The following is an 11,719-nucleotide window of genomic DNA, read 5'->3' as shown; positions in this document are numbered from 1 at the left end:
AATTGCGTCTATAGACGATTTAATTGAGAAAAAAAGGAGGTGAAGAGCTTACACAAAAGCCTCCTAACATAAAGAAACTTCGTAGAAGCGTAACCTTTGTAGAAAATAAGCGCATCAGCCCCCAAACGTCAGCCGCACCAGAAGGTATAGAATCGAAGGACAAGCAAGACAACCCAAGCCCGTATAAAACGTGGCGGTGAGGGCTCCGTAGGGAACGAGTTTGGGGTCGGTGGCGGCTAGTCCTGCCGTTACGCCGCTGGTGGTTCCCATCAATCCACCGTAGATGAGGGCGGTGTGGGGGTTGTCGAGGCCGATGAATTTGGCCACAAAGGGCGTACCGATGGTTACGGTGATGGCTTTGACCACACCCGCTGCAATGCTCAAGGCAATGACGTCGGACGAGGCACCGATGGCCGCGCCCGTTACTGGCCCGACGATGTACGTACACGCCCCCGCACCGATGGTGGTCAGGCTAACGGCGTCGCGGTAACCCCAGAGCAATGCTACTCCTACACCACCCAAAAAAGAAAGTACAATGCCTAAAAACAGCGATAAAGCACCCACCCAGCCTGTACGCTTTAGTACTAAAAAACTCGCGCCCATGGCGGTAGAAACAATGGCGAAGTCGCGAAGCATAGAGCCGCCCAGCGTGCCGAAGCCCGAAAAAATCTTAATATCGGCAATGCCTTTTTCCCCACCCGAATATACGCCACCGAAGTAGGCAATGACCAGACCGGCAAGGATGGCGATGGCCGAAGCGGGGATTTTACGGCGGGTAAGTTTGTCGGAAATAATGCCCGACAGATAAATGATAAGCCCTACGACCAAGAAGGCAAAGATTAGCCCGTTTTTTTCGAGGAATTTGACGATGATTTCCATGCTTAGTCGGGCTTGGTATTTTTAGAAAGTTTGGCTAGAAGCGGAATGGTGAGCAGACAAATCACAACGGGGACAATTCCCGCCAAAATGGCAATAAAACCACTCGAAACCGCCACTTTTACGTTTTGGATGGCCGACATTGCCACCACAATCGGAATGTACATTTGATTCCAAAACAGAATGCCATTTTCGGTGGATTTGTCAAAGTAGCTTTTTTTATGAAGCCAATCGCTCAGAAAAATCAACAGTAACATGGCAAAACCTACTCCGCCAACGTTGGCGTCGACGCCAATGAGTTTACCTAAAAATTCACCGATGAGCTGGCCGATGATGTAGCAGAAAGCCAAAATGGCTACGCCGTAAATGATCATTTTTTGGAAGTTAAAGGTTTAGAATTATGTCGGTAGAGTTGGTTGTCACGGAGAACGTCGGCTGGGTTTGATACTGTGACGACCAAACCCTGCCGACGTTGAAAAATCAAAATAACTTCTTGATGTCGTTTTTGGTGACTTTGCCCATAGCATTACGGGGGAGTTCTTCGATGATTTTGTAGTGGCGAGGTACTTTGTAGGCGGGCATACGCTCGCGAAGCCATTGGTTGAGTGATTTTAGGTCGATTTCGGGGTCTTTGACCATCAAAGCCGCAACGACCAATTCTCCCCATTCTTCGTTAGGAATACCCACCACACTGCAATCGCTGATGGCGGGATGTGTGCGCAATACTTCTTCGATTTCGAGCGCGGAGATTTTGTAACCGCCCGACTTGATGATGTCGATAGAATCACGGCCCAAGATGCGGTAATAGCCTTTTTCGACCACGGCCACGTCGCCTGTTTTGAACCAACCATCTTCCGTGAAAGTCTTTTGGGTGGCTTCCGGGCGTTGCCAGTATTCCAAAAATACGTTTTTACCCTTCACCTGAATTTCTCCAGGTTGCCCTGCTTTGACGACCTGATTAAGCTCATCGACCAACCGAACCCGAACGCCCGGCAGAGGTTTGCCGATGTAGCCCGCTTTGCGCTCACCGTGGTACGGATTGCTGATACCCATGCCGATTTCGGTCATGCCGTAGCGTTCCAAAAGCGTGTGTCCGCTGATGGTTTTCCATTTTTCCATAACCGATACAGGCAATGCCGCCGAGCCAGAAACCATCAATCGAAAGCCAGAAAGGTTGTCTGAAATTATTTGTTGTTGATCCTTTGGTAAACTTTCCCAGTAGGCAATGAGTTTGAAATAAATGGTCGGGACGGCCATGAATACATTGATTCTTTCTTGCAAAAATGTCCCAAAGACCGCTTCTGCCGAGAATGACGGCAAGAATTCTACCGTTGCGCCCGACCACAGCGCACACGAAATGACGTTAATGATGCCATGAACGTGGTGCAACGGCAACACGCACAGAATATGATCGTTGGCAGACCATTCCCAGGCTTTTACCAAGGTTGATACCTGCGCTTCAATGGTGCGATGCGTCGTGACCACGCCTTTGGGCAAGTTAGTGGTTCCGCTGGTATAGAGAATCATCGCCCGGCGGCTGGGCGAAATATTAGGCAATTTTTTGGGAGACAAAGCAGCGTCTTTAACATCCGTTAAGACAATGAAACGAAGGCCTTTTTGGGTAACCAACGGCGCTAAAACCTCGGCGTATTCGGCCCCCGCCACGATGATTTGCGCGTCGGTATCGTCGATAACATACTCCAATGAGGGCAATGGGTACGTAATACACAACGGAACCGCCACGCCACCAGCGCGCCAAATGCCCCACTGTACCCGCACATAATCAAAGCCAGGGGAGACCATGAATGCGACCCGAGCTTCGGCCAAATCGGTTGTTTGTTCAAGTAATATTGACGCAAATCCATGCGAAGCTTCTAGTAAATGTTGGTAGGTGTAGGTTTGATTGTCGGCGACAATAGCTTGATTGCCTTGGGTTTGGGAGGCATTTTTGATTAACTGTAGCATAGGTTAAAAAAGGAAAGGCTCAAAGCTATTCGAAAACGAGCATTCTGCCAAAAATGCATTTGTGGATATCGACAATTTATTATCAAATTGTTACAAAAAGATACTTGTAGATGATGCCTATAAAAAATATTTTTAGGGTAGGTAGAATCCAAGTATTATTGGCCTGAGGGTTGAGTTTGACTCCCGCCCACCTTCTCAACGAGGCTTTCTCCCTGTTAAGTGGCGATGGATAAATGAACGCACATTTGGATGAGTAACTCGCACGGATGCCCCCGTTCTTTCGAAGACATTCTGAAGACTATGAAAGAACAACCTGCAAAGTGTATTTTATGGGTTAATTACCAAATTATCATCAATCTTTTGTAAGAGTAGTAAAATATAATTCTAAACATGTTCTAAACTTTGTTTCTTGCGGGCGTTTGGGCGGTGGCCGTCGTTGATCAACGTCACAATGTTAGGAGTTGCCACTGCAAACGGCTTGCAGTGAGTCATTTTTTTTTCGTCTTTTTTCATAGCTTTAGCTTTTACAATACAAACAATTGATAATCAATAAATTACTTTCCCCTATTGTTGTTATAGAGAGGGTAATTGAAGAATTTTTGCACGAAATCTTGCCAATGAGATGCGTCGTCGGTGTAGTAATAACTGCATCTAAAGCGGTCGTAGAGAATCGGCAGGCCGTAGTCGTTACGGAGCCGGTCGAGCAGGTAGTACCATGCTCTTTCGGAGAGGCCAAGGCGTTGGGCCATTTGGCGGGGCCTACCCGTAGATTGGGCGGTGATCAAATCGTCGGCCCGCTGTACCAATACAAACTGATGGTCAGGAAGCATCACAGAAGTTTGGAATACGTGTTGGTTGTGGAATACTCTTACGCCCAAACATCTGTGATTTATCTTTACTTTACAATCATTTATCAAAAAAGTTATCAAACGGTAAAAAGCATACTTTTTTACTTCCGCTCAAACACTTTCTCGCCCGCTACGTAGGTTTTTAGAACTTTTACGTCACGGAGTTCATTGGCGGGAGCCGTCAGCAAGTCTTTTTCCAAGATAACAAAGTCAGCGGCTTTGCCAGGTTCGATGCTGCCCAAACGGCCTTCTTCAAAGTTGCCGTAAGCGGCCCAGATCGTCATGCCGCGCAGGGTTTCTTCCCGACTGAGCGCGCCTTCCATTTGGTAGCCACCCTCGGGAAAACCTTTGGCGTCTTGCCGGTACACGGCCGAATGAAACGTATAAAACGGCGAAACGGCCTCCACTGGAAAATCGGTTCCAAACGTCACCTTACCGTTTTGTTGAAGCAACGCCTGAAACGCGTAGCCATTTTTTTCGCGCTCTTTGCCCAAACGCTCAACCGCCCAATACATATCAGAAGTAGCGTGGGTGGGTTGAACAGAAGGCAAAATGTTAAACTTTCCAAAAGTAGGCACATCGGCGGCGTCCACAATTTGGGCGTGCTCAATACGCCAGCGGCGGTTATTTTTGCCTTTCAAATACTTGGCATACAAATTGAGCATGAGGCGGTTGGCCGAGTCTCCGATGCAGTGCGTATTGGCCTGAAACTCGCTATTGGCCAATTGTTCAATCCATTTTTCAAGTTCAGCAGGGCTGTAAAGCAAAAAGCCTGTCGTTTCGGGCGCATCGCTGTATGGCTTGAGCAAGCACGCCCCGCGCGAGCCCAACGCTCCGTCGGCGTAGATTTTGAACGAGCGCACATTGAGGCGGTCGGTGACGTACACGCCTTTTTTGAGCATTTTCTCAATATTTTCCTGGCCCACCCTCACCATCGGGTACAAACGGATTTTGAGCGTACCTGCTTTTTGCAAACTGTCTATGTGGTCAATCAAATCAGTTTCCACACCCGCATCACCCACGTTGGTAAGACCATATTGGAAGCACACTTGCTGAGCTTTGAGCAGTCTTGAAGTGATTTCTTGCTTCGTTGGAGTGGGATTAAGGGTTTTTACCAATTGCTGGGCGCGATCTATCAGCACGCCTGTTGGTTGTCCATTTTTGAGAACGACCAAACCGCCCTCCACTTTGGTATCAGCCGTAATTTTGGCCAACTGCAGCGCTTTGGAGTTAATCCAACCAGCATGGCCATCAATACGTGCGAGATAGACCGGTTGGTCAGGAAAGGCTTTATCCAAAATTTCTTTTGTCGGAAATTCTTTGACGGGCCAGTCATTTTGGTCCCAACCTCGACCTATAATCCAAACGGCCTCGGGATGTTCGGATTGGTATTTTTTCAGGCGTTCGATGATTTCATCTGGTGATTTTGTATCTACCAAGTCAGCTTGATCAAGCATCTGCCCCAAGCCATAAAAATGCGCATGGGCATCGTACAATCCTGGATAAACGGCCTTGCCTTCGGCATTGACCAAGGAGTCGGATTTGTACGCGCCAAACACCGAAGCAGAATCACCAACAAGCACAAATTTCCCGTCTTTAATGGCAAACGCGGAGGCTTTGCTGAAGGTGGAATCAACGGTGTAAACGGCCGCATTATAGACAATTAGGTCTGCTTTATCTTGGCTTGAGCATGACGCTAAAAAGGCGGCGAATAGCGCGTAAAAGTAGTTTTTCATCGTGTCGGGTTTAATTGATGCTTAAAGCTACGTTATAAAAAGTTATTTTTGAAACGTCAAACGCGTTTTGTCGCCCTTTGAGGGCCTAGATTCCTGTTAATAGATGCTAAACGACATGACAAAATAAAGCTAACCTGTTTCGTTTTTGCTTGTATGACACGATTTTTGCTACTGCTGTTTATTCTTTTTGTACCAACTTTTGCTTCCTTTTCTCAAGAACTTTTGACCCTTGAAAACGCCATTGCTGTGGCGTTGGAAAAAAACTACGCCATTAAAATAGCCCGCAGCCGCGAAGCCATTGCCCACAACGACAACACGCGCGGCAACGCTGGTATGCTGCCCGTCGTGACGGGTTCAACGCAGGCTAACTTCAATAACAACAGCGTTAACCAAACGTTTTTTCCGCTAGGAACCACCACCCGCGAGCCCCTCGTACAAAGAGGTGTACAGAACCGAAACTCCAACTCGGGTATCAACTTGGTGTGGACGGTTTTTGACGGAATGGGCATGTTTGCCACCGCCGAACGACTGCGTGAAATTGAGCAATTTGGCAAAACTACCGTTAAAATCAACATTGAAAATACCGTAGCGCAGGTAGCAGCGGCTTATTATGACATCATTCGCCAAAAACAGCGCCTCGAATCGCTCAAAGATGCTTTGGATATTTCGAGTACTCGCCGCGAATTGGCCAAAGCCAATTACGAAGTGGGAGCCACTTCGAAGTCGGAGTATTTGGCCGCGCAGGTAGACTACAACGGCGACCAAGCCGCTTTGGTAGCGCAAGAGCAATTTTTACAAAATACCAAAGTAACCCTGAACGCACTATTGATGCGGGAATTAAACATTGATTTTACGATTCCTGATACCATTACCTTTCGGAAAGATTTGGAATTGGCGCAGTTGCAGCAAAGTTTAAAAAGCCAAAACCCGAATTTACTGGCCGCCAACCAAAACCGTAAAATTGCATCGGTAACGGAGCGTGAAATAAAAGCAGCCCGCTTACCACAAGTGGATTTGCTCGGGAGTTATACCTACAATACCCTCAACAATGAGGTAGGCTTTGGCGTAAAAACCAGCCGAAATGGCTCTCTCAACTACGGCGCTCGCCTCGTTATTCCGATTTATGACGGCTATAATCAGCGGCGGCGGGAAGCTAACGCCAAAATCGGAACAATGATTGCGGAATACCAGGAATCTGATCTAACGGTGCAATTGCTTTCGGCCCTTGAACGGACCTATAATACCTACCGAAACAGCATTGCTCTTTTTAGTTTTGAAGAACAAAACCTTAAAATTGCCCGCCAAAACGTAGATTTGGCGTTTGAGCGTTATAAGTTCGGAAACTCAACGGCCATCGAATTTCGAGAAGCACAACGCAACGCCGTGGCCACCGAATCACGCCTGATTGAAGCGGCATACAACGTTAAAGTAACAGAGATTGAATTGCTTCGCCTGAGTAGTTCGATTATAAATGACGTTAAATAAAAAACCAAACGACCATTGAGGGCTATGGCTTACCTTTGTTAAAAACGGTTCGTCTTTAATAAAGGTTGTTTTATGGAGTCATTTTGGAACAAAACCCTCACGCGCGACGCCCTCATTACCGTCTTTACCAGCGCTATTTTGGCCTTGAGCTGTTTCTATGGCCCAACGATTCACCTCCCTTTTTTAGTTGGGGTAATGTCTGGCCTAAGTTTGGGCGTACTTCAACCGCGCAAAGGCTGGATTCTCGCCATTGAGCAGGTGATACTCGTCATAGGCTTTTATTTTCTCATCAATAACTTCCAGCTGATTCCGCCTTTTGACGCTGATGCTACGCAGTTCACGGCTTTTTTGCAGTTCTTACCCATTTTTGCGGGCAGTTATTTAGGCGGTTTTCTCAAGCGAGCCTTTTAGATTTTTAAGCAGTCGCTCGCGAGACGGAGCGAGCATTATTCTGAGACTTCTGGCCGCTAACGGTCAAATACGGCCACGCTCAATGGCCTTCGCAGCCGTATTGCTCAATGAGTGCACCCCCATAATTAGCCCCGCAAAGCGTTCATCTTTGCTAAAACCCTGCTTCCAGCGCGCATAAATCTGCTGAATCACCACCGTGTTTTTAAACAACCCAAAAACGTAGTAATACAGAATATTGGAAACATCACGACCGCTTTGTTGGGCATAGCGGTCTGCAAACTCTTGGCGCGTAAAGTTGCCCGGAAGCCACGTCAGATTAAAGCTTTTTTCAAACGCTCCATCCGTGGCCTCTGACCAATACGAAAGCGATGTTCCTACGTCCATCAGCGGGTCGCCGACGGTGGTCATTTCCCAATCCAGCACGGCCAAAATATCGGTCAAATCGTTGGCATTAAGCACAACGTTGTCGTATTTGTAATCGTTGTGGATAAGCGCGGGCGAATTTTCGACGGGGAGGTTTTGCACTAGCCATTGATATACCTGCTCAAAAATCGGCACTTCGTCGGTTTGGGCGTGTTGGTAGCGTTTGTACCAGCCTTCCACTTGACGCTGTACGTAGCCTTCGGGTTTGCCAAGATTAATCAATCCCGTGGCCTGAATATCGATAGAATGTAACGCCACCATATTGTCCACCAAAGCCGCCGAGAGCCGTCGGAATATATCGGCATCAATGCTCATTTTGGGCGCGGAATGGGCGCGCAAAATCACTCCCTGCACACGCTCCATTACATAAAAGGGACAATCCAGTACACTTTCATCTTCACAATACGCAATGGGCTCAGGAATTTTAGCGTATTCTGCCGCTTTCAGCAAGGACAACACCCGAAACTCTCGCCCCATATCGTGCGCTCCTTTTATGTGTTTGGCACCAAACGGCGGCCGACGCAAAACGTATTCTTTTCCCTTAGAGGTTTTTAAAAAATACGTTAAATTGGAATAACCGCCCGGAAATTGGTTAACATCTGTAATCACACCAAAATCAGGCACTTGCTCAGCAAAATACGCGTTCAGTTTGGCAACATCCAATTGCTCACCTTCTCGCACTGCTACGGGTATATCGGTTTTGGGGGTAGACATCAGGTCGGGTTTAGGTAATTTTCATGAATCAATTCCAAAACAAAATTAGAGGAATTTATGACAAAAACCCGTAGGGGCAGGCCTTGCGTCTGCCCAGGCCTTGCGTCTGCCCAGGCCTTGCGTCTGCCCAGGCCTTGCATCTGCCCAGGCCTTGCATCTGCTCAAGGGCCCCGAAATTACCATCGTATTTTTCAAAAAATGGCTAACTATTACCCTTATTTACACAAAAAAAAGGGCGGAGGTAAACCCCGCCCCTACATTTATTAATTTTTGGCACCGCCCTGTTGACCAGTTTTGGGCGGCTGATTTTGTTGCGCTTCTCGCATTGGGTTGGGTGCCCGCTGAATTCCCTGTGATTTAAATAACTGGAATCGCGTCGGTTGTGCGGGTTGACGGGGAAAACTGTTATTTTCGGTGTCAATATCGGCGATTTCCTGATACGGGTCGAGCGTCCATTGAACCACTTTTTTCTTACTGGTAATTACCTTCGAAATGTCTTGGTCATTCAAACGCCAGATCTCCGCCGGAAAACGTGCTACCGAATCCGTACCATCTTCGTATTGCATTCTGATAATGACTGGCATCGGCAAACCACCTTTATTTTTCAGCTTGATGGTATAAAAATTCAAGCCTGATTCGACCAACTTACGCTCGTCAGGCGTTAGACTTGCCAAATAGGTTTCATATTTTTTCTTGTCGTTTTCCGTCACCTGATATGGGTCGTAGGTATTATAAAAATCCTTCATATCGGGATTTTTTTCTACCACACTTTCCTTGATATAATCTTTATCCCGCTGACGCGCTACTGTATTGCGCTTGGCGTCGGCTTCCTTTTTAGCTAAAGGCTTATTGAGTTCAGGATTTTGGGTATCCAACGCAAACCATTCCACCTCGGTCAAATCCTGATCAACGGGCTGTGTACCGTAAAACCAGCCTTTCCAGAACCAATCCAAATCCACGCCCGAGGCATCTTCCATGGTACGGAAGAAATCTGCCGGGGTAGGATGCTTGAATTTCCAGCGATTGGCGTATTCTTTAAATGCATAATCAAATAACTCACGGCCCATAATGGTTTCACGCAAAATATTCAATCCCGTAGCGGGTTTGGTATAAGCATTGGGGCCAAAACCCATGATGTTGTCAGAACTCGACATGATGGGCACTTGCTTGCTTGGGTCAGTGCGCATGTATTCGACGATGTTTTGCGGCTCTGCCACATCGCCGCCCATATCGCGGTCCCATTCTTTCGTAGACAAATATTCCATGAATGAGTTCAACCCTTCGTCCATCCACGACCATTGGCGCTCATCAGAGTTGACAATCATCGGGAACCAGTTGTGACCTACTTCGTGAATAATTACCTGAATCAAAAAGTCTTTGGTCCCTTTTGAATACGTGCCATCCGCTTCTGGGCGCGCACCGTTGAAAGAAATCATGGGGTATTCCATACCACCCACGGGACCGTGTACCGATTGCGCTACGGGATAAGGATAATCAAACGTAAACTTCGAATAGGTTTTGACCGTATGCGCTACCAACATGGTCGAGTATTGGCCCCAAAGCGGGTTGGCTTCTTTGGGATAAAACGACATCGCCATGATTTTTTTGCCGTTCAATTCCACATTCATCGCATCCCAAATGAATTTGCGCGAAGTAGCAAAGGCAAAATCGCGTACGTTATCGGCTTTGAAAATCCAAGTTTTCTTACCTGTGGGCTTATTGGCTTCGTTTTTTGTTGCCTCTTCCTGACTCACAATCAACACTGGCTTGTCAAACGTTTTACGGGCCAGTTCCATGCGCTTGAGTTGCTCAGCCGAAAGTACCTGATTAGCATTTTGCAATTCTCCCGAAGCTCCTACGATGTGATCGTTGGGGACGGTAATGGCTACTTTATAATTTCCAAAGGCCAACGTAAATTCTCCTTGCCCCAAAAACTGCTTATTCTGCCAGCCGTTTACATCATCATATACGCACGCACGAGGAAACCACTGGGCTATTTCATAGATAAAGTTGTTGTCTTTGGCAAAATATTCGGCCCCTGAGCGGCCTTGCGAAAAGCGAAAATCGGTGATATTATAGTTCCAATCAATCTGGAAGCTCGCCGATTGTCCTGTCTTAATAGGCGATACAAGCTCAATGCGCATCATGGTTTCGTTGATGGTGTAGCGCAATGGTTGCCCCGTTTTAGGGTCTTTTACGGCCGTAATCTTATGCCCATAATCTTTGTCGATCATTGAGCGCATGGTGCTGCTCATCGGCATTCCTCTTTCATTGACCGAACTCGTACGGGTCAGATTGGCCATTGAGTTTTTGGTGAATACGTTCTGGTCTAGCTGCATCCACACATAGCGCAACTCATCGGGAGAATTGTTGAAATAAGTCACACTTTCCGAACCCGTCAGGTGTTGTTTTTCGTCGTTTATCTCAACTTTAATATCGTAATCAACACGGTTCTGCCAATAGTCTTTACCTGGCGCGCCAGAGGCGGTACGATAGGTATTGGGAGTAGGCAGTTGTGTACCCATTTGCTCAAAACGCGAATTGGCGTGATAGTTGGCAGCACCAGGCTGCTGCGCCATGAGTGTGGATACTGTGGCTATAAAACAGCACAGAAAAGGTAGAAAAAACTTGTTCATTGTAATTTGTTGATTGAATTTAGTCGGGCAATAATTTCTTTTTCGGGAATGGAAGGCTGTTCACTTTTGTCATAAATACTTAACAGATAAATGACTTCATCTATGATTTTGACGTAGGTAATGAACCGAGCCCCTCCACTTTTTCCTTTTCTTTTTGAAGTAATATTCAAACGGATTTTGTAACAATCTTTACCGAGAGGAGTGCCTTGGAGAGGGTTTTCTTCTAACAATTCTATTAATGATAAATAATCATATTTTAATGATTGATATTTTTTAGAAAGGCGTTTAAGCTCTTTGTCAAAATCTTGAACCGCCACAATTTTAAAGCTCATCGAAAAGTTCTCTTGCCGTTTTCAACTCTATTTTTCCCTGTGAATGCAATTCGGCCTCTCGAAGTGAATTTTCAAGATTGTCTAAAAACTCTTCTTTAGTTCGTTTTTTTTCTTCCGGCACTATTTCGACCTTCGCCTTTACCGCTTTTGCCATTTCAATGAACAAATTACGGTGTTGTGGTTTCACATCAATAATTATTCGCATAATGTCGATTGATTAATGATTACAAAAATAGGTTTTTTATCTGTCAATATTGCCAATAAACAATACACAACAACCTAAATATCCCCCA

12 protein-coding genes are annotated in these 11,719 nt (G+C 46.4%); 2 read left to right on the top strand and 10 right to left on the bottom strand.

Annotation, left to right across the window (positions count from 1 at the left end; translation table 11 throughout):
• Nucleotides 1-114 precede the first annotated feature (114 nt).
• The 6 genes from madM to DR864_RS19540 form a co-directional block, all read right to left on the bottom strand.
• Nucleotides 115-879, bottom strand: a complete 765-nt coding sequence (gene madM / locus DR864_RS19560; RefSeq protein ID WP_114068549.1) for a malonate transporter subunit MadM — start codon at nucleotides 877-879, stop codon at nucleotides 115-117.
• 2 nt (nucleotides 880-881) lie between these two features.
• A complete protein-coding gene (madL, locus tag DR864_RS19555; RefSeq protein WP_114068548.1) occupies nucleotides 882-1,250 on the bottom strand; it encodes a malonate transporter subunit MadL in 369 nt (122 codons plus the stop codon).
• Between the two features lie 106 nt (nucleotides 1,251-1,356).
• Nucleotides 1,357-2,841 (bottom strand): acyl-CoA synthetase, encoded by a 1,485-nt coding sequence (locus DR864_RS19550; protein ID WP_114068547.1) that lies wholly within the window; start codon nucleotides 2,839-2,841, stop codon nucleotides 1,357-1,359.
• A 384-nt stretch (nucleotides 2,842-3,225) separates the two neighbouring features.
• Nucleotides 3,226-3,354, bottom strand: coding sequence for a hypothetical protein (locus DR864_RS30390; protein WP_262510909.1), 129 nt, complete (start codon nucleotides 3,352-3,354; stop codon nucleotides 3,226-3,228).
• Between the two features lie 41 nt (nucleotides 3,355-3,395).
• Nucleotides 3,396-3,674 (bottom strand): hypothetical protein, encoded by a 279-nt coding sequence (locus DR864_RS19545; RefSeq protein ID WP_162793968.1) that lies wholly within the window; start codon nucleotides 3,672-3,674, stop codon nucleotides 3,396-3,398.
• A 116-nt stretch (nucleotides 3,675-3,790) separates the two neighbouring features.
• Entirely contained in the window at nucleotides 3,791-5,425 is a 1,635-nt protein-coding gene (locus DR864_RS19540; RefSeq protein ID WP_114068545.1) for an amidohydrolase, read from the bottom strand.
• 153 nt (nucleotides 5,426-5,578) lie between these two features.
• Between DR864_RS19540 and DR864_RS19535 the strand changes: the two genes are divergently transcribed.
• Entirely contained in the window at nucleotides 5,579-6,910 is a 1,332-nt protein-coding gene (locus tag DR864_RS19535) for a TolC family protein (protein ID WP_114068544.1), read from the top strand.
• Between the two features lie 72 nt (nucleotides 6,911-6,982).
• The gene (locus DR864_RS19530) at nucleotides 6,983-7,321 is read left to right on the top strand and encodes a hypothetical protein (protein WP_114068543.1); all 339 of its coding nucleotides are present in this window, start codon (nucleotides 6,983-6,985) and stop codon (nucleotides 7,319-7,321) included.
• Between the two features lie 63 nt (nucleotides 7,322-7,384).
• Here DR864_RS19530 and DR864_RS19525 read toward each other — a convergent pair whose 3' ends face one another.
• The 4 genes from DR864_RS19525 to DR864_RS19510 all read right to left on the bottom strand — a co-directional run bounded on the left by DR864_RS19525 (nucleotide 7,385) and on the right by DR864_RS19510 (nucleotide 11,631).
• On the bottom strand, nucleotides 7,385-8,458 hold the full coding sequence (locus tag DR864_RS19525) for a phosphotransferase family protein (protein ID WP_114068542.1): 1,074 nt from the start codon (nucleotides 8,456-8,458) through the stop codon (nucleotides 7,385-7,387).
• A gap of 263 nt (nucleotides 8,459-8,721) precedes the next feature.
• Nucleotides 8,722-11,094, bottom strand: coding sequence for a M1 family metallopeptidase (locus tag DR864_RS19520; protein ID WP_114068541.1), 2,373 nt, complete (start codon nucleotides 11,092-11,094; stop codon nucleotides 8,722-8,724).
• Nucleotides 11,091-11,426, bottom strand: coding sequence for a hypothetical protein (locus tag DR864_RS19515; RefSeq protein ID WP_114068540.1), 336 nt, complete (start codon nucleotides 11,424-11,426; stop codon nucleotides 11,091-11,093). Before DR864_RS19515 ends, DR864_RS19520 begins: the two co-directional genes overlap by 4 nt.
• Complete coding sequence (locus DR864_RS19510; RefSeq protein WP_114068539.1) at nucleotides 11,416-11,631, bottom strand: hypothetical protein; 216 nt, start codon at nucleotides 11,629-11,631, stop codon at nucleotides 11,416-11,418. Before DR864_RS19510 ends, DR864_RS19515 begins: the two co-directional genes overlap by 11 nt.
• Nucleotides 11,632-11,719: the final 88 nt, after the last annotated feature.

This window comes from Runella rosea (assembly GCF_003325355.1).
GTDB classification, from domain to species: Bacteria; Bacteroidota; Bacteroidia; order Cytophagales; family Spirosomataceae; genus Runella; species Runella rosea.
This window is presented reverse-complemented; position numbering and strand designations above follow the sequence as displayed.

Bases quoted from the DNA above. Each gene is read 5' to 3' on its own strand.
- madM (WP_114068549.1), bottom strand. From the start codon at position 879: ATGGAAATCATCGTCAAATTCCTCGAAAAAAACGGGCTAATCTTTGCC.
- madL (WP_114068548.1), bottom strand. From the start codon at position 1,250: ATGATCATTTACGGCGTAGCCATTTTGGCTTTCTGCTACATCATCGGC.
- DR864_RS19550 (WP_114068547.1), bottom strand. From the start codon at position 2,841: ATGCTACAGTTAATCAAAAATGCCTCCCAAACCCAAGGCAATCAAGCT.
- DR864_RS30390 (WP_262510909.1), bottom strand. From the start codon at position 3,354: ATGAAAAAAGACGAAAAAAAAATGACTCACTGCAAGCCGTTTGCAGTG.
- DR864_RS19540 (WP_114068545.1), bottom strand. From the start codon at position 5,425: ATGAAAAACTACTTTTACGCGCTATTCGCCGCCTTTTTAGCGTCATGC.
- DR864_RS19535 (WP_114068544.1), top strand. From the start codon at position 5,579: ATGACACGATTTTTGCTACTGCTGTTTATTCTTTTTGTACCAACTTTT.
- DR864_RS19530 (WP_114068543.1), top strand. From the start codon at position 6,983: ATGGAGTCATTTTGGAACAAAACCCTCACGCGCGACGCCCTCATTACC.
- DR864_RS19525 (WP_114068542.1), bottom strand. From the start codon at position 8,458: ATGTCTACCCCCAAAACCGATATACCCGTAGCAGTGCGAGAAGGTGAG.
- DR864_RS19520 (WP_114068541.1), bottom strand. From the start codon at position 11,094: ATGAACAAGTTTTTTCTACCTTTTCTGTGCTGTTTTATAGCCACAGTA.
- DR864_RS19515 (WP_114068540.1), bottom strand. From the start codon at position 11,426: ATGAGCTTTAAAATTGTGGCGGTTCAAGATTTTGACAAAGAGCTTAAA.
- DR864_RS19510 (WP_114068539.1), bottom strand. From the start codon at position 11,631: ATGCGAATAATTATTGATGTGAAACCACAACACCGTAATTTGTTCATT.